Origin of the sequence: Amycolatopsis sp. NPDC058340, assembly GCF_042723975.1 — a bacterium.
Lineage (GTDB): Bacteria > Actinomycetota > Actinomycetes > Mycobacteriales > Pseudonocardiaceae > Amycolatopsis.
Genome location: NZ_JBHXIB010000009.1, coordinates 35,144 through 51,885, shown reverse-complemented (window position 1 = coordinate 51,885; position 16,742 = coordinate 35,144). Strand labels below are relative to the sequence as shown.

Annotated in this window: 21 protein-coding genes and 1 tRNA gene; 2 read left to right on the top strand and 20 right to left on the bottom strand. The window is 69.9% G+C overall.

Translation table 11 applies throughout. The annotated features are described in order from the left end of the window. Positions 1-23: 23 nt before the first annotated feature. Positions 24-1,241, top strand: coding sequence for an alkaline phosphatase (locus tag ACFWIW_RS14175; RefSeq protein ID WP_378368817.1), 1,218 nt, complete (start codon positions 24-26; stop codon positions 1,239-1,241). Positions 1,242-1,292: 51 nt separating this feature from the next. On the opposite strand, the gene ACFWIW_RS14170 is transcribed toward ACFWIW_RS14175, so the two are convergent. Beyond that, on the bottom strand, positions 1,293-1,904 hold the full coding sequence (locus ACFWIW_RS14170) for an ANTAR domain-containing response regulator (RefSeq protein WP_005157321.1): 612 nt from the start codon (positions 1,902-1,904) through the stop codon (positions 1,293-1,295). A gap of 173 nt (positions 1,905-2,077) precedes the next feature. Between ACFWIW_RS14170 and ACFWIW_RS14165 the strand changes: the two genes are divergently transcribed. After that, positions 2,078-2,151 (top strand) — tRNA-Leu (locus ACFWIW_RS14165). A 158-nt stretch (positions 2,152-2,309) separates the two neighbouring features. Here ACFWIW_RS14165 and ACFWIW_RS14160 read toward each other — a convergent pair. From ACFWIW_RS14160 to ACFWIW_RS14070, 19 genes are all read right to left on the bottom strand, one after another. Beyond that, positions 2,310-3,713: a tyrosine-type recombinase/integrase gene (locus ACFWIW_RS14160; protein WP_378368816.1), complete on the bottom strand. Its 1,404-nt coding sequence runs from the start codon at positions 3,711-3,713 to the stop codon at positions 2,310-2,312. Then, positions 3,710-3,922: a helix-turn-helix transcriptional regulator gene (locus ACFWIW_RS14155; protein WP_378368815.1), complete on the bottom strand. Its 213-nt coding sequence runs from the start codon at positions 3,920-3,922 to the stop codon at positions 3,710-3,712. Before ACFWIW_RS14155 ends, ACFWIW_RS14160 begins: the two co-directional genes overlap by 4 nt. A gap of 279 nt (positions 3,923-4,201) precedes the next feature. Next, on the bottom strand, positions 4,202-5,833 hold the full coding sequence (locus tag ACFWIW_RS14150; protein WP_378368814.1) for a hypothetical protein: 1,632 nt from the start codon (positions 5,831-5,833) through the stop codon (positions 4,202-4,204). Between the two features lie 39 nt (positions 5,834-5,872). Continuing rightward, positions 5,873-7,450 carry a DNA cytosine methyltransferase gene (locus tag ACFWIW_RS14145; protein WP_378368813.1) on the bottom strand — a complete coding sequence of 526 codons (1,578 nt, stop codon included), beginning with the start codon at positions 7,448-7,450 and terminating at the stop codon, positions 5,873-5,875. Next, positions 7,447-8,046 (bottom strand): DUF1643 domain-containing protein, encoded by a 600-nt coding sequence (locus tag ACFWIW_RS14140; protein ID WP_378368812.1) that lies wholly within the window; start codon positions 8,044-8,046, stop codon positions 7,447-7,449. The genes ACFWIW_RS14145 and ACFWIW_RS14140 overlap by 4 nt, the downstream gene beginning before the upstream one ends. After that, a complete protein-coding gene (locus ACFWIW_RS14135) occupies positions 8,043-8,339 on the bottom strand; it encodes a hypothetical protein (protein WP_378368811.1) in 297 nt (98 codons plus the stop codon). The genes ACFWIW_RS14140 and ACFWIW_RS14135 overlap by 4 nt, the downstream gene beginning before the upstream one ends. Before the next feature lie 33 nt (positions 8,340-8,372). Then, positions 8,373-8,891, bottom strand: a complete 519-nt coding sequence (locus tag ACFWIW_RS14130) for an AAA family ATPase (protein WP_378368810.1) — start codon at positions 8,889-8,891, stop codon at positions 8,373-8,375. A gap of 78 nt (positions 8,892-8,969) precedes the next feature. Beyond that, the gene (locus ACFWIW_RS14125) at positions 8,970-9,197 is read right to left on the bottom strand and encodes a hypothetical protein (RefSeq protein ID WP_378368809.1); all 228 of its coding nucleotides are present in this window, start codon (positions 9,195-9,197) and stop codon (positions 8,970-8,972) included. A gap of 121 nt (positions 9,198-9,318) precedes the next feature. Beyond that, positions 9,319-9,543: a hypothetical protein gene (locus ACFWIW_RS14120; RefSeq protein WP_378368808.1), complete on the bottom strand. Its 225-nt coding sequence runs from the start codon at positions 9,541-9,543 to the stop codon at positions 9,319-9,321. Positions 9,544-9,623: 80 nt separating this feature from the next. Next, positions 9,624-9,842, bottom strand: coding sequence for a hypothetical protein (locus ACFWIW_RS14115; RefSeq protein WP_378368807.1), 219 nt, complete (start codon positions 9,840-9,842; stop codon positions 9,624-9,626). A gap of 59 nt (positions 9,843-9,901) precedes the next feature. Next, positions 9,902-10,810, bottom strand: coding sequence for a bifunctional DNA primase/polymerase (locus ACFWIW_RS14110; RefSeq protein ID WP_378368806.1), 909 nt, complete (start codon positions 10,808-10,810; stop codon positions 9,902-9,904). A gap of 122 nt (positions 10,811-10,932) precedes the next feature. Next, a complete protein-coding gene (locus ACFWIW_RS14105) occupies positions 10,933-11,238 on the bottom strand; it encodes a hypothetical protein (RefSeq protein WP_378368805.1) in 306 nt (101 codons plus the stop codon). Between the two features lie 165 nt (positions 11,239-11,403). Then, positions 11,404-11,712 carry a hypothetical protein gene (locus ACFWIW_RS14100; RefSeq protein ID WP_378368804.1) on the bottom strand — a complete coding sequence of 103 codons (309 nt, stop codon included), beginning with the start codon at positions 11,710-11,712 and terminating at the stop codon, positions 11,404-11,406. Positions 11,713-11,719: 7 nt separating this feature from the next. Next, positions 11,720-12,013, bottom strand: coding sequence for a hypothetical protein (locus ACFWIW_RS14095; RefSeq protein ID WP_378368803.1), 294 nt, complete (start codon positions 12,011-12,013; stop codon positions 11,720-11,722). A 12-nt stretch (positions 12,014-12,025) separates the two neighbouring features. After that, positions 12,026-12,679, bottom strand: coding sequence for an HNH endonuclease family protein (locus ACFWIW_RS14090; protein ID WP_378368802.1), 654 nt, complete (start codon positions 12,677-12,679; stop codon positions 12,026-12,028). Beyond that, positions 12,676-13,047, bottom strand: a complete 372-nt coding sequence (locus tag ACFWIW_RS14085; protein WP_378368801.1) for a hypothetical protein — start codon at positions 13,045-13,047, stop codon at positions 12,676-12,678. Before ACFWIW_RS14085 ends, ACFWIW_RS14090 begins: the two co-directional genes overlap by 4 nt. Positions 13,048-13,169: 122 nt before the next feature. Beyond that, positions 13,170-13,613: a hypothetical protein gene (locus ACFWIW_RS14080; protein WP_378368800.1), complete on the bottom strand. Its 444-nt coding sequence runs from the start codon at positions 13,611-13,613 to the stop codon at positions 13,170-13,172. Positions 13,614-13,631: 18 nt separating this feature from the next. Continuing rightward, positions 13,632-14,081, bottom strand: a complete 450-nt coding sequence (locus tag ACFWIW_RS14075; protein WP_378368799.1) for a hypothetical protein — start codon at positions 14,079-14,081, stop codon at positions 13,632-13,634. A gap of 247 nt (positions 14,082-14,328) precedes the next feature. Continuing rightward, a complete protein-coding gene (locus ACFWIW_RS14070; protein WP_378368798.1) occupies positions 14,329-16,635 on the bottom strand; it encodes a DUF308 domain-containing protein in 2,307 nt (768 codons plus the stop codon). Between the last annotated feature and the right edge of the window lie 107 nt (positions 16,636-16,742).

The following is a 16,742-nucleotide window of genomic DNA, read 5'->3' as shown; positions in this document are numbered from 1 at the left end:
GTTCCTAACTAATAGGAGGCGATGTGCGCGGACGTGGTCTTGCGGCGGCGACGGTTCTGGTGGTCCTGTGCGGCGGCTCGGCCGCCGTCGCGGACACGACGACGGCGGGGTCCGGCGCGCGGCCGGCGCGCAACATCATCTACATCCAGGGCGACGGCCTCGGCCTAGGTCAGCGGGATCTGCTCCGGCTGGCGCTCAAGGGCAAGAACGGCAGGCTCGCGATGGACGGGCTCACGGCCACCGGTCTCGTACGGACGGCTTCGGACGACCCCGACGAGATCGTCACCGACTCCGCCGCGGCGGCCACCGCGCTCGCGACCGGGCACAAGACGCGCAACGGCGCGGTCGGGGTCGACGGCCACGGGCGCCCGCTGGAGACGATTCTCGAACGGGCGAAACGGGCGGGGAAGTCGACCGGCCTGGTCACCACCGCGCAGGTGACGGGCGCGTCGCCGGCGGCCTTCGCGGCGCACGTGCCCAGCCGGGACTCGCAGAGCGACATCGCGAAGCAGTACATCGAGAACAGCCGCCCGGACGTCCTGCTCGGCGGCGGTGAGGACTGGTGGTATCCCAAGGGGGACCCCGGGCTCTGGCCGGACAAGCCGGGGGAGGAGAGCCGCAGCCCCTACGGCAACCTGGTCGAACGCGCACGGCGGACGGGCTACACCTACGTGCGCGACGGCGACGAACTGCGGACCACGCGGGCGAACCGGATCCTCGGCCTGTTCGCGAACGAGGACATGGTCGACTACGGCCCCGACGGCGTCGGGAAGTACGCGCCGCGCGTGCCGCTCCAGCAGATGGCGCGCAAGGCGCTCGACACCCTTTCGAAGAACCCGCGCGGCTTCTTCCTGTTCCTGGAGGAAGAGGGGACCGACGGGATGTCGCACGAGAACAACGCGCACGGCGTGATCGACGCGGGCCGCGCACTCGACGCCACCGTCGCCGAGGTCCTGCGGTTCGTCCGCACGCACCCCGACACGCTGGTGATCATCGGCGGCGACCACGAGACGGGCGGATTGAGCATCGAGAACCACGACGCCTCCGACACCGATCCCGACCAGGACGGTCCTTTCGACGTACCGGGTTCGAAGCTTCGGTTCACGGTGGACTGGACGACGCACGACCACACCGGCGCCGACACCCCGGTCACCGCCGAAGGCCCCGGTGCCACCCGGCTGGGTGGCACCGTCGAGAACACCGACGTCTACTGGGTGATGCGGCTGGCGAGCGGTCTCTGAACACGGAAAAGGCCACCTCCGCCGACGGAGGTGGCCTTCTTCGCGGGTTCGTCAGCCGATGCTCTCGACGACGGCCTCGGCGACCGCCTTCATCGTGGTACGGCGATCCATCGCGGTGCGCTGTATCCACCGGAACGCGTCCGGCTCGGTAAGCCCCTGACGGCTCATCAGCAGCCCCTTGGCGCGGTCGATGACCTTGCGCGTCTCGAGCCGGTCCGTGAGGCCCGCGACCTCGGATTCCAGCGCCTGCAGCTCGGCGAACCGGCTCACGGCCAGCTCGATGGCAGGCACCAGGTCACGCTTGGCGAACGGCTTGACCAGATACGCCATCGTGCCCGCGTCCCTGGCCCGCTCGACGAGATCGCGCTGGCTGAACGCGGTCAGGATGACGACCGGCGCGATCCGGTCGCCCGTGATCTTGGAAGCAGCCTCGATACCGTCGAGCTTCGGCATCTTGACGTCGAGAATCACCAGGTCGGGCTTCAACTCGGTGGCCAGGTTGATGGCCTGCTCGCCATCACCGGCCTCACCGACCACCTCGTAGCCCTCTTCGCGGAGCATCTCGACGAGGTCCAGACGGATGAGGGCCTCGTCTTCGGCCACGAGCACCCGCCGCTGGGGTGCGGCGACGGCACCATTGGCCTCGGCAGCCTGCTCGGTCACCGGGGTCCTCCTGAAGGTCGTCGGGCAGTTCGGCTCGCGGTCTGTCCGCGAACCTGAAGCCTACCGGGAACGATCCAGACGGCTAGATGGCGTTCACCACGTCAGACGGTCGTCACACTCCCGGGCCCGGCGAACGGCACGCTCCCGTGATCCCGTAAAGTTCACCGGGCACCGCCCCCGTAGCCCAACTGGCAGAGGCAACGGATTCAAAACCCGTCCAGTGTGAGTTCGAATCTCACCGGGGGCACGCAGAATGACCAGCGAAAACCGGCCCCTCACCAGGCAAAATCAGGTGAGGGGCCGGTGTCGTGTTGTCCGGCTGCGACCGGTTGAAACCGGTGTCCTACGGGTGGCCACCCCCAATACGCCCCCAAATTTCGCGGCACGCGGCATCAGGCGGCGTCACTAGTCCTCGTCCATGCCCTCCGTCCAGCCCAGGGCTTTCTCGATCCGTTGGTGGGCGGCGGATTCCAGTCCGGCGATCACCTTGGCGTAGATCTGATGCAGCACCGCCACGGAGTGCCCGGCCCATTCGGCGCACTGGGTGGACGGGACGCCGCCCGCCAGCCACGTGGAGACGCAGGCGTGCCGAAGGTCGTACGGCCGCCTGCCCAGAGGCGAGCTGTACTCGGCATCGGTGAGCACCGCCCGCCGCGCGTTGTCCCAGACCCTCGCGATCGTCGACTCGGCGAGCTCACCGCCGACAAGGTTCCGGAACAGCCGTCCGTCCCCCGCCACGCCGTGCTCCGCCAGGTGTGCGTGCAGGATCGCGGTGAGCGGCGGAGGAGACGGCACGGTGCGAACCTCGCCTCGACCACGTTGCTTGAGCTGACGACGGTCACGCCGGCCACCGGAGTCGGTCCACGCGGCACCCGCGATCGGCGCCGTCTCGGACAGGAGCAGTTCACCCCATCCGCGCTCTGGTAACTGGAGATCCGGTTTGGACAGCATGGCGGCCTCTTCCGGCCGGAGCGCCGCGTAGTACATCACCGCGAAGAACGCCTTGAGCATCGGGCCGGACGAACGACGCGGTGCCGTGTCGACCTTCTGTGCCCCGACCGCCGCTAGCAGCTTGCGCGCCTGGCTGGGATTGATGACCACGCGCTTGTCGATCGCCCGCACAGTCTTCGGGGCCGTCCATTTCACCTCGGACAGACGGTTCGCCATCACCAGCTTCAACTCCTCCGCGTACTCCAGCATGTTGTGGATGACCGCGCGTTTCCGGCCGACGGTCTTGGCCGCGGCCTGCTTCCCGTCGAGCTTCAACGAAATTTGGTCCAGGACTTCGCGCAGCTTCGCCAGATCGCTCAGCCGTGACGTCGGCAGCGTGTTCACGGCCACCCACTTGAGCGCGTCCTCAATCTCCGGCGGCTTGGCGTCATCACGCCTTTTCGCGTTGAACGCCCATCCGGTGAGCGCGCGGCGGAGCACCTTGTCATCGGGCTTTCCCCGTGTGGTCCGGAGCATGGCGGGTAATGCCGACGCCAGCGCATCGGCATTACCCGCACGTGATTTCGCTGCCGCGCGCGGCCACTTCATGTCGATGTACTTGCATGCGAACGCGAAGAACGGCATGTCCGCCTCGTTGCGCAGCATCGACACGGGCAGCCCTCGCGTGCAATGGAACGCTTCGCCGCGTCGAGCGGCGGCCACGAGATCCGAGCGGACGCTTTCGGCGTGCGCGTAGGTGTCCAGCTTCTCGTCGAAGCGTTGCCCGGCGACGAACCACACCACGCGATACGAGGTCTTCCTTTTCCCGCGCCGCGTCTCGATATTCCAGATCTTGACGTCGTAGCTGGTTTCGCTCATGCGGCCTCCTCGGTGCGATCCTCAAGCCAGCTCTCGAAATCGGAGCGCCGAATGCGGATCTGGTTGTTGGGGAGCTTGATGCAGCGGGGCGCCACCTTCTTCGCCCGCCATTCGTTGAAAGTGGAACGGGCCAGACCGCCGCCAAGCTCGGCGAGCACTTCGGCGATGGTGAGCCACTCGGCGCGTTTCGGATCGTGTGTGCGGGACATCGAAAGAGCCCTTCCGTTCGGGCACGGCGAACTGGCCGCCGGTTACGGTCCGGCGGCCAGTTCGCAGTGACGGTGTGTAGCTGACTTGTCCTCAGGTGTGGGGATCGCTCCAGAGCCCTAGGGGCGTGGGGGCTGAAACCAAACCCGCAAACCCGCAAACCCGCAAAGTGGCACTTGACCTGCGTATATGCCTGCGGGTTTACATGCGGGCGTGAGACCTCCAAACCCGCAAACCCGCCATCCCGCGCGAGCGGGATGGCGGGTTCCTGCTGGTCAGGGTTAGTTGTCGCGGTTTTCGGTCGTGTCGTCGTTCCCGGCGGGCTGGAACGGTTCGGTCCAGTAGGTGCGGCAGTTGTGGTGACTGTCGATCACGCTGCGTAGAACGATGTCGGTGTGCCAGCGGTCTATATGACCTGCCAGCCTCTTGCCCAGCGACCGGGCGGAGAGCGGCTTCCCGGACCGGTCGGCGGGAAAGGTCCCGGCCCAGGGGTCGGTGCCCGCGGTGGGTTCGCCGGACTGGCGGAGTTCTTGCGCGGTGAGGCGCCGGTTGCCGTGCAGTTCGTGCCAGGTGTGCAGGAAGTTCATCCATTCCGCGTTGTCCTCGTCGAGGCCGCGCACGGATTCGGCGTTGGCCAGGAAATGGCCGATTCCATGGTGTTCGAGGAATCCTCCGAGGTGTTTGGCCCAGGCGGTGAATTGCCGCATCTGCGGGATGGTGCCGGACGCTTCCGGTGCGCCGTGGTTGGTCCAATCCAGGATGAGCACTAGGAGGTGGCGGAGCACGATCGCCCGGTTTTTCGGTTCCAGGATCCAGGAATCGAGGTTCGGGATGGTGAACCCGCTGCGCGCCTCGGGACGCGGGCAGTCCGGGTCGAGCCGCACCCACACCGTCCGGCTCGCCATGTCGCCGCCGGTGCGGAGGTTGTTCCCGGTGGCCAGCCAGAGCCGGTCGTTGGTGTAGGTCGGCGCGGTGTTGGTGCCCAGTTTCCGGTCCGACCACGACCGTTCGGTCATCAACCGGGCGAGGGTGGCGGAATCGAGCGCGGTTCCCTCCTTGATGTTGTCGAACACGATGACCCCGGACGGTTCGGCCAGCACGCTGGTGATGGTCTTGCGCAGTTCGTCCTCCGATTCGGTCCAGTTCTGCACGGTCTGCCCCACCAGCAGCCCGACGCAGCCGGTGAGGATCGTTTTCCCTGACCCGGGCATGGACGCCTCGACCAGACCGAATGGCGACAGCGCGCGGGTGTAGGGCCGGATCAGCGGGGTGGCCAGCAGGGCCATGTAGTTGGCCTTGTCGGCTGGTGTGCGCCACGGGAAGTCCCGGAGGAAGGTGTCGAGCAGGAACTCCCGCGCGGCCGCGACCTGGTCGGCGCTCGGCTTGTCCGGGACCGGCGCGAGGTGGGTGTTGCTGGCGAGATAGAACTTGGTGTCCGGGTCGTATCCGGGCCGCTGCAACAGCGTCCCGTCGGGACGGAGTACCGGGGTGGAGATGATCCCGTTCAGTACCGGAAGACCCGGCCAGGAACGGCGGGCGAGCACCGCGGACAGCACCGGCCCGGCTGGGGTGACCTCTGCCGGTTTCCCGTTCTTCGTCCCCAGCACGGTGGCGTGTTCGGCCAGCAGTGCCGCGAACAGCGACGGTTTGAGCGTCGAGGCGGTGATGGGCAGGGCGGCGTCGTCGTCGGCGGCGACGGGCCCGGCCGCGCCGGAGATCTCCTCCAGCACGACCGGTGCACCGTCGGCCACGTAGCTGCCGGGGATGATCCGCCCGTCCAGCGCGCGGGTGAGGACCCGGATCATCTCCGGGTCCTCTTCACCGACTCGCAGGACCGGGCGGCCGTCGTCCCCGATGACCCACAACGGCGTGCCCCCGCTGGATGGCGTGCTGCTGGGTTCGGATGTGGACATCAAGCCTCCTTCGGTCGTGCGGGTGGTGCGCCCGCCGGGTCACGCGGCGGGTTCCAGGTGTTCCCCGGAGAAGGTCTCCACCAGCGCGGAGACGATCACTTCGGACATGGCGGGCGGGACGGCGTTGCCGTAGCCGCGGACCTCGTCGCGTTTGCTGATGCCGTCCTTGACGCGGTAGTCGGGCCGGAACCCCATGCCGCGCCCGACTTCCTTCGCGGACAGCATCCGGAACGTGCACTGGTCGACGGGCGGGGTGTCGCCGCCGACGACGGCGTATCGGTCGCGGGTGGTGAGCGTCCCGACCGGTTCGGACACCGGGGATAGTCCGCGGTTGCTGTAGTAGGCGAGCAGCATCGACGGATCGGCCGGCGGGCCGACCAGGCCGTGGTGGTTGCCTTGCGCGGACACGGTTGGGATCGGTCCGGTGACCGGGTAGGCGGTCTGCTTTGACCCGCCGCCGCGCATCAGGGAGATGAACGGCGGCATCACCATGGCGACCTCGCGGCGGGTGGTCTGCGTCCGCATCGGCTCCTCCACGGTGGAGGCCATGTTGACCCCGGCGCGTTTGGCGACCGGGACCAGCAGCGGCGGCACCACCAGCCCGTCGGTCTCGCGGGTGGTGCGGGTGGGCATCGGCACGTCGAGCGGGGTGGCGTGTTCGCGCCAGGTGCCCCCGGCCGGGGCCAGCATCGGCCGGGCGTGCCGCTCCAGCCCGGCCTCGATCCGCGCGATGGTCGCGGGTTCGAGCGGGTCCTTGCCGTGGTCGGCGCGTTCGCCGATCTTCGGCCCGGGGTCGAGCGACCAGTCGATGATCGTCTCCGCGCCGATCACCGGCGGCTCGATGATCCGGTGACGGCAGGTCGAGCGCGGGCAGCGGTAGACGTACTGGCCGTTGCGGATGCCGTAGACGCCCATGTACGCCTTGGGTTTCTTGAACACCTGCAACGCCGACACCCACTCGTCACAGTCCGGGCAGTACGCCTTCGGGCGCAGCCACTTGTCCCAGTCGGGGGCCCGGCCGAACTCCTCCAGCCAGTAGGCCAGGAAGCCGCGGTTGCGGGACTGCGCGACCTTTCCCAGCACCGGGCCGGTGACGTGCATGGCGTTGAGCGCGATCCACCGCGTCCGGTAGCCGTGAGACTCGATCTCCTTGCGCCACCGGCCGATCTGGTCCCACTTGGTCACCTGCACCACGTTCTCCACCACGCCACCGAGGACAGGCTTGCCCTTGAGCCACATGGCCTTGATGTAGCGCGGGATCTCCTCCATCAGCGCCCGCGCCCGTACCGTCGCCGGGTCGGTCGCCACCGCCCCGACCTCCGGGTCGAACAGGACACCCTGGGTCGAGCGGTCGAAGTCGCGTTTCTTCCCGCGCGCGTCCGACCACGGCGGGCACGACGGCGACGCCCAGAACAGATCCACCCGCGGCCAGCTCTTGATGTCGGCCTTGGCGATGTCTCCGCAATAGTGTTCAGCGTCCGGGAAGTTGGCGGAGTGCACCTCGACCGCGAGCGGCAGGTGGTTGGCCGCCATCGACAGCTCCGTCCCGGGCACCGCGGTGATCCCCTGCGAGCTGCCGCCGAACCCGGCGAAGTCGTCCAGCACGGTGTAGGTCATCGCGTCACCTCCGGAACGGTCGTGGTCGAGGAGCCGGGCGGCAGCCACCACGGGCCCAGGGGCGCGGTGGCGGGCAGGTACAGCGGGTGCCGGGGGTGCCCGGCGGCGGTGCGGCCCAGGCACCACAGCGGCACGCCCCGCCCGGTGAGGTCGTCGACGACGGCGGCGACGCGGGCTCGGTGCCTGGGCTGGTAGGCGATCCCGCCCCACGCGACCAGGACGGGCCGGGTGGTGTCCCAGGTGCATCCGGCGATCATCGTGTCGTTGTCCGGCCCGACCGGATCGCCGGCGCGGGCCAGTTCGACGGGGTCGGTGGCGCGCAGCCCGTACAGGTTGAGCACCACCAGCCCGCCGTAGCCGTCGCGGCGGGCGAACCGGGTGATCCGGGTGATGGTCGGGTCGTCGGCGAACGCGTCCGCCGTCGAGGGGTTGAGCATGATCACCGTGAGCGAGTCGCCCGCTCCCCACCGGCGGGTGAGCAGGTAGCGGTGCGTGCCGGTGGAGTTGAACACGGCGACCGAATCCGACAGCAGATCCGGCCGGACCTGCACGTCGAGCCGCTCGGAGAATGGGCTGGTGTCGGGCAGCGGGTTCACGCGCTCACCCCCGCCGGTGCGGTTTCGGCGCGGTAGAGGCCCTGGCAGTCGTCGCAGTCACACGCCCGCCCGAACCCGGCTTCCTTGCCGGGCGGGACGATGTCCGGGTTCGGCAGCGCGGTCCCGAACGGTGTGGTTCCGGTCGACCAGGTGGGGATGATCTCCGGGGCGCCGGGCTGGGAGTCGACGCAGCGGCATCCGGCCATGTGGCAGCGGCGGTTGCCGTCCTTGTCGGGAAAGGCGTGGACGTTGTCGAGGTGCCCGCAGGCACAGCGGTGGACGATGACGGCCATGACAGGTCTCCTTCGCTTGTGGTGCAACGGGTTTCAGCGGGTGCGCAGGTAGGGCGGCAGGTCGAGGAACCGGAGTTCGTGCCAGCCCTCGCCGGGCAGGCGTGGCAGGGCGGTGGTGATGGCGTGGTGCATGCGCCAGACGACCGGGTCGGGGACGCGGCGGGCGTATCCGCAGTGCGGGCACACGGTGGGGTCCCGGCGGGCGTTGCGGGCCAGGGCGGTCAGCAGCGGCGGCAGCACCACCAGCCCGACCGTGCGGGCCCCGGCCTCGTCGGCGAGGTCGAGCAGATGGGCCCGGAACCGCGGCTGGTAGGCGGTCGTGTCCCAGACGACGGTGCCGCCGGCCGCCAGCACCTCGCGGGTGGTTGCGGTGGCGGCCTCGACGGCGGCGGCGTTGACGGCCTGGTTCGCCGAACAGCCGCACGCCGACAGCGCCGCCCGGGTTTCGTCGAGCGACACCACCACCGCGGCGGCGGGTGCGTGACGGCGGCGCCAGGTGGTCTTCCCGGCCCCGCACGGGCCGATCGTGGCGATCAGGGTCGCGCGTGGCACGCGGCCCCTCCTTTCGGTCGAACGCGGCGAGGGCCCGCGCAGCCGGTGCTGCGTGGGCCCTCGCGTCGTGCTGGGTGGCTACTTGCTGGCGGCGGTGATGCGTTCGCGGACCACGCTGTGGAGCGTGGCCTTGGTGACCGAGGTGGTGAGGCCGTTGACGGTGAGCGCGACCATGTCCCCGACGCCCTTGAGGCGCGGGTCGGCGTAGTCGCGTGCGGCGGTCCACGCGGCCTTGGCGGTGGGCTTGCTGCCGGTCTTGACGAAGGTGTTGCCCGTGACGGACCAGGCGAAGGCGGTGTTCGGCATGGCGGGTTTCCTTCCGGTGCGGTGAAAGACCGGCCGCCGGTCGACGGCCGGGGTGTGCGTGGGTTGGTGGTGCGATGCCGTGGCGAGCTGGCGGGAGGCTCAGGCGGAGAACGGCGAAGGACTACTTGCTGGCCCTGACCTTGGCGGCGATCTCCCGGGCGAGCGTGGCCTTGGTGACGGCGATCGTCTCGTCGCCGACGGTCACCGTCGCCGAGTCGATGCTGGTCTTGAGGTGCGCGGCGGCGCGCTTGCCCGCAACGGTCCACGCTTCGGCGGCGGTGCGCTTGAAGCCGCCCTGCACGATCTCGTCGCCCTTGACGGTCCACTCGAAACGGTCGTTCGACATGAGGGTGTTTCCTTTCGGTGCGGTGAAACCCGGCCGTCGGTCGACGGCCGGGCGTGGGGAGGCTCAGGCGGGCAACGGGGTCAGCGCTTGCCGACCCACTTGATGCGGCCACCGGTTCCGAAGCGGACCTTGCCGTTCTGCGACATGCGGTTGAGGTGCTCCTCCTGCACGGCGCGGCTGGTGCCTCGCAGGTCGAGTTTCTGGCGGAGGTCGGCCATCGGTACCCAGTCGCCCTTGCCGCGTTCCAGGCTGATGATCGCGTCGCGAACGGTGTCTTCCCAGCGGCTGTTCACAGACATGACAGTGCTTCCTTCCTTCGACGGGATACTGCGGTTCGGTGATACGTGCGGCCCGGTGTTCAGGCCGCTTTTCCGGTGATACGGCGGGGGTTGCGGGCCCCGGCCGCCAGCGAGGTCTCGATGACCCCGTGGTCTTTCACCCGCGACTCCGGGGTGCCCCAGGCGGCGACGGCCGCGTGGAGTTCGGCGCGGGCCAGGTGTTCGTCGAGCACCCGGGCGCCGACCAGCTGCCCGAGCGCGTAGGCCGCGGTGCACAGGACCTTGTTCCGCTGCCCCAGCGGCTCCCGGCGGACACGGTCGGTCTCGGCCCGCAACGCGGCCGCCACGTAGGCGTCCGGCGCTTTCACGGGCTTCTCACCGCTCCCGGAGAGGGCGGTGGAGGCGTGCTCGACGTTGGCCTGGATCAGCCAGCCGGGGAGCTCGGCTTCGCTGGTGTCGTCGAACAGTTCGTAGGCGCCGCCCTCGAACACCGACCCGGGCGCCAGGGCGTAGGTGCCCCAGCACCTCGTGTCCACATGGGACGCGATGTGCTTGACCGTGCCGCGCAGGCGGCACCCGGGCGGCACCCGGAACCACAAGTGCCGCCCACCCGACGGGGTGGTGACGGTCCAGGTGTCGGGCAGCGGCCCGCCACGGTCGGCGGCGAGCTCTTGCAACTGTTCCCAGCCGTCCGGGCCTCCGCCGGTCTTGGGTTGGTCGCAGTCGACGACGATCCGGCCGGCGGGCCCGGGGAAGACTCCGACGTTCCACGGCCGGTCCGACCAGCGCCAGCGGATCCGGTCCGGGTCGAGGGTAGCCAGGTCTTCGGGGTTGGCGTGCCCGTCGGCGCACGCCCCGGTGCCGGGGCAGCGGGCCGGGCGGTGCCAGGCGGCGATCTTCGTTCCGGGCCAGAGCGGGAAGACCGGTATCCCTCTGCCAGCCATCTCCAGCGCCGCCCGCGTCAGGGCGTCGCGGTGGGTGTCACTCATCCACGGATCTCCTTTGTGCGAACGGGACATGGCGCGGTAGCGCGGCCGGGCGCTGCCCGGTTGACGGACTCGCCCCGGTCGAGGTCGGCCGGAGCGAGTCCGTGGATGTGTGTGCGTGCCGGTTACCGGCGGCGTTTTTCCCATGCCGCGTTGGTGTCGGCGATCCAGCGCGCGAGGTCACGCGGGTTCGGGTGACACGGTGCGTCCCGGTTGATGTTGGTGCCGTCCTGCAGCTGGCAGGATCCGGGGCAGCAGAAGTGGTCTTCGGTCTGCTTTCTGCCGTCGGCGGTGCACCACCCGGTGAGGTGGCCGTAGCCGCCGCCGGTGGCGTGACCACAGCGGCCACAGAACTCGACGTATTCGGCCGGGTGGATGCTCTGCTGGTGTCGCAGGCATTCCTGAGCGGGGGTCTCCTGATTGCCGTGCACAGGTAGCTTCCTTTCGTCGGTGTCATCTGGACAACTCGATGGTTGCGGGCCGCCGTTGCGGAACCCGTTGCGAAAACCGTTGCGACGATCGACTCGTGGCCTGCCAGAGCGGGAAGATCGGCGTCTCCCCGGCAGTCCTCATCGGCGCGTCGCGGTGGGCGTCAGTCATCCACGGATCTCTTTCCGCCACAGGGGTTTCGGGTCCCACGCCGGGCATTCGTGCAGGTGCACCGCGAACCGGCGCGCGAGCCGGGACAGCAGCGCGTCCAGCGGCCCGGTCATCTCCGGCGAGGCGCGCAGGCACCGCGCGATCGGCAGCGCGGTGGCGGAGGCGTAGAACTCGCGGTCGTTCCACGCCCGCGCCACCGCGCGGCCCGACTGCCTGGCGGCGTCGGGGTCGGCGTACTCGATGTCACGCAGCCACTCGATGACGTCGGTGGCCGCGTAGCGCGTCGCGGGTTTGCCGCCAGCCATGCCACGGTCACCACGAACGCCACGACGTGAACAGCACGGCGCCGGGAGTGCCCGCGGCGACGCGTTCGTAGACGGGGTCGTCCTCGTCGCCGACCGATGCGGATGGGACGTACCACCCGGTGGTCAGGGTGTCGGTGGCGTCGGCGGCCGGGCCTGGGTCGCCCTCGGCGGCGGTGAAGCGGCGGATCGCGGCCAGCGCTTGGGCCGGGGTGGCGTCGCCGATGACGTGGATGGTGCCGTCTTCGTCCTCGCCCACCGTGAACCGGTCCCCGGCGGTTGCTGTGGTTTCGGAGATCGTCATGGGTTCGTCCTTTCAGCAGCGGCGGAGCACGGCGGCGATCGCGTCACGCTCCGTCTGGTCGACGGTCATGCGGTAGTCGTGCTTGGTCTTGACCCAGCGGGAGAGGTAGCCGCACTTGTCCTTGGCGGGCAGCCATTTGGCGGGGTCGGAGTCGCCCTTGCTGCGATTGGATTTCGCGGTGACCGCGACCAGGACGTGCGGGTCGTTGGCGTAGCGCTGGCGGTCGGCGCGGGACCAGGTCCGGGTGCCGGAGCGGGCGGCCTCGGCGAGCGGGACGACGTGGTCGACGTCGAGGGTTTTCGCGTCGGTGACGGTGATCCCGTCGTACGGCGAGACCCAGCGGCCGCCGGTGATCTTGCAGCCGGGGCCGGTGGACACCCCGGTGCCCTGGATGGTGAGGACGTGTTCGCGGGCGTCGCAGGCACCGGACACGGTCTCCCAGTGCGGCCACTCCGCGCGCCGGTAGGGGTTGCCGGTGTCTTCGGCGGCGACCCGCAACCGTGCCAGCTGTGCCTGGACGGCGGCGGCGTCGATCCGCGTGGTGCCGTGGTCGGCGGCGGCCGGCGTCGGCTTCGGAGCCGACGGGGTTTTCGAATCCCGGCATCCGGCCGGCGTGGCCGCGACCGCGGCGGCGACGGCGAGCGCGCCGATCGTGCGGGCGATCACGCCGCCACCGCCAGACCGCCGACACCGGCGTGCAGGGCGCGGGCGGTGTCGATGTCGACCGCGCGCCAGACGATGACCGGGAACGCGCCGTCCTCGCCCGGGACGGCGCGGCGCATCACCGGGTCGCCGGAACGCAGGGCGTGGGTGTAGGCGAACCAGGCCAGCCGAAACTGTGCCGAGTCGTCGCGGGTCGGGGGCGGCACTCCGAGGTCGAGCGCGGCCGCGCCGATGGCGTCGCGAGCGGCGTCGGGCCGGGTGAACCCGACCGCGAACACGCTGCCGTCGAGCACCAGCGCGGCGGGATGCCGCACTCCGAGGCAGGCGTAGGCGTCGGTGTCGGCCAGATCGGGGGGCATGGGCAGGAACATGAAGGAGCCTCCTTGCGGTGATGGGTGCCGCCGGACCGGCAGGGTGGTGGAGCGCCTGCCGCCGGTCCGGCGAACGTGTGTGGTGAAGGGCCCGCGGACCCCGTGATCGGGGACAGCCGGGGTCAGATCGAGATGTGGCCGTCGCGGACCAGGACCGGGGCCTGGCGCAGGATCTGCGACCAGCGCGCCGCGATGCGTTTTCGGGCCAGGGAGCGCGCTTTGCCCTCCGAGAGAGATGGGCTGAGCCCCTTGGTGACGTTCTTGAAGTTCTTGATGTCGAACGCGGCGGGCCCGCGGCGAGCCCGCCCGGCCCGGTGTGCCTGGCGCCAGCGGTCTTCGGCCTCGAACCCGGCCCAGCAGCCGATCGCGTACTCCCGCCGGGCCTGGTGATCCCAGTCCGATTCCCGGACCTTCGCGAGGGTGACCGAGCCTTCGTCGCCGGTGAAGCGGATCTCGGTGACCGTGAACCCGGCGTCCTTCCACGCCCACGCGTGCCCGAGTTCGTGCACCGCGGTCGCCAGCTGCTCCGGGTCGTCCGGATCGCGGGCAGGGCTGAACAACCCCATGACGGACTCCTTCCGTGGTCAGTTGAATTGGCCGACCGGCAGGCGCCCGGAGTCGGCGAGCTGGCGGGACAGCCGATCGATCCGCCCCCACTGCCGGGCGACCAGCGACCGGGCGCGGGACTCCAGCCGGGACGGCGACACCGACGCGGTCCGTTTCGCCCGGCGGAACAGCGCCAGATCGCTGGCGGAGCAGCCGCGGGACCAGCGCAGCGCGTCCCCGCGCCACATCCCGTGGTGTTTCTGGGCCCAGCGGGCCCCGGCCTCTCGCCCGGCCAGCAGTGTCACCAGCTCGCCGTCGACCTGGTCCTGGTCGCCGGGGTCAGCCGCCTTGTGCGTGACCCAGCCGCGGTCGGGCAGCAGCCGCACTTCGGCGACCCGCAACCCGGCGGCCTGGCAGGCGACGGCGTGCCCGACCTCGTGCGCGGCCAGCGCCAGCAGCGCCGCGTCCTCCGGGCTGTATCTGGGCATGACAGAGCCTCCCCAAAATGTGACGGTAAGTAATATCTGTGGTGGTGTGTGGTCAGTGGATCGCCAGTGGATGGCCCAGTGGATCGGCTCGACGTCAGTGGATCCCCACTTCGGTGCCCACTGAGTCGCTCCACTGGGTGTGATCAGCGATGATGTTCATGCAGTGGACCAGTGGATTCAGTGGGAAACCCGCCCCAGTTGGCGTCTGGGGCGGGTTTCCGGTGCTGATGTGGGGTCCACTCACTGCCTAGCGGGCAGCCGCCACAGCGTGCACGCTGTGTGACTGAACCCAGTGGTAGCCGTCGCGCAGTTTGACCTCGACACCGAGGTCGTCGAGCTGTGCGCGCAGGCCGGAGCCGGTGAGCCGTTTGCCGTAGGGCTGGTAGCTGGGTCCGGCGAGTTTGCGCAGCCGGACGACCAGGTCGGTGTCCTTCGCGCGGTCTTCGTCGGCCTCGAACACGGCGATCAGGTCGTCGAGCAGGTCCCGCTCGGTGGGGGCGATGGCGCGGTGCGCGATGCCCGCACGGAGCTGTTTTGCCCGGTCAGCGATGGTGTGGCCCTGTTCGGTGCTGATGAAGTGGGTGCGCACCGTGGTGTGGGTGGCACCGTTGGGCAGGTCCATCGACTCGCCCGGGGCGAGCACGACGGTGCCGCGGTCGAGCCCTGCCCGGAGGGCGTGCGGGGCCGCGCCGGTGTCGACGGCGGCTTCACCGAGGGCCATCTTCGCGATGGACTCGGTGCCGACGAACAGCGACGCCCTGATCATGGCGCCTTCTCGCACGATCGCGGGGAAGTTCGCGTTCGTCGGGTTCTGGGAGAACTGCATCAGGTGGACGTTGACCGCGCGGCCCTGGTCGTGCAGGGCTTGCGCGGCCCGCGCGGCGCGGGATTTCTTGCCGTTGCCGCCGACGTCGCCGCCGTCGGGGTGCTCGACGGTGCAGCCGTAGAGCTTCTGCACCTCGTCCACCACGATGAACAGCGGCTCGAAACCGCTCCCGGGCTGGGAATCGGCCCGGCCGACGTCGCCCTTGCGGCCCATGGCCCGCCACCGCTCGTAGCGGGACTGCATCTCGGCTTCGCCGCCTTCGAGCATGTCGCAGGTGGCGATGAAGTTCTCCGCCCCGGCACCCTCGATCAGCTCTTCTGCCAGGCCGTCGAACATGGACCAGTCGCCGAACCCCTTCAAATCGGCAAGCCGGATCCGGGTGGACGGGTCCAGCGCGATCCACAGCAGCAGGGCCCGCGCGGCGGCGGTCTTGCCCTGCTTGGACAGGCCGGCCAGCAGGAGGTGCTGCTGGAGCAGGTTCAGCTCCACCGCGTCGCCCTTGACGTCCACACCCCACGGCATCCGGTCGCGGTAGAGGTCCACCGGTCCGAATTCCGGGTCCAGCATGGGCGAGTCCGGCAGTTTCCGGTCCAGCGCCCCGGAGTGCGCCACCCACAGCGTGATCTGCCGTTCGGAGTCCGCGCTGCGCTCGAAGTGCAGCTCGTGGGCCTTGCGGTCCAGGTTCCCGGCCAGGGTTTCGCGCAGGTTCATCACCTGCGTGCCGGTGACCTGCGGAGGCAGGGTGATCTCGACCTGCGCGCCCGGCCCGTAGCGGGTGATCGGTCCGAGCATCCGCGCGCCGTAGTCCGGATCGGCCTTGATCGCGTCACGCAGCGCCTTGATGCCCAGATCACGCAGGGCGGCCACCATGATCGACGGAGTCAGGTTCACCATCTCCGTCTTCGGCGCCGGCGGGGCGAACCAGCCCGGCGTCTCGGTGCGGGTCCGGCCCAGGTTCCACAGGTAGGTCAGCACCCCGACGGTGCCTCCGACCAGCAGAAACACCCCGTAGGTGATGGTGAACCAGACCAGGAACGCGATCGCGTCGATGACGGCCTCGATCGGTCCGAGGACGCTGCCCTTGCCCGCGACCGCGAGGATCACCCCGAGCGTCAGCAGCAGCACCGCGGCCGCCACGATCGTGACTCCGGCGGCTTTCGCCAGCTCCAGCGGGGATTTCACCCAGTCCATGGCGCGGTCGTGGCGACGCTGCTTTTCCGCCACGTCCCGGGCCTCCCATTCCAGCAACCGGTCGTGGTTGCCGTCCTGTTCGGCCTGGCGCATCATCCGCTCGTACCGGCTGGCGCCGTGGGTGTCCTGCCACCGCCGGATCACCACGCCCGCACCCGCGACCGGGTATGCCAGCGCGTTACGGCACGCGAACTTGACCGACCGCACCGTTCGGTCGTGGGTGACCACCGTCTTCGTGGTCCGGGCGAGCCACGCGGCCTGTTTGCGGTACTCGGCGTAGCGCCACTCGCGCTGTGCTTTCTCGTCGGTCAGCAGCCGGTACTCGTACTCGGAGATGATGCGTCCCTCGACCACCTGAGGCGCGGACTCGTCACCGACCGGGTCGGTGGACTCGTGCTGGTCGGGGCTGGTGCGCAGCGGGTGCACGGTCGCCAGCTCGCCGACGGTCGGGGCGGACTCCCGCGTGGACTCGGAGCCGGTCTCGACGACGGTTTCGGGCATGGACTCGGGGGTGTCGTTGTGGTCGGTGGGGTTCATCGCGAAGGGTCCCTTTCGGTGCGGACTCGTGCAGCACCGGGCAGGGCCGGACCGCGCACCGGGACGGTGGGGTCAGGCCCTGCCCGGTGACTGTGCGGGAGGGTGGG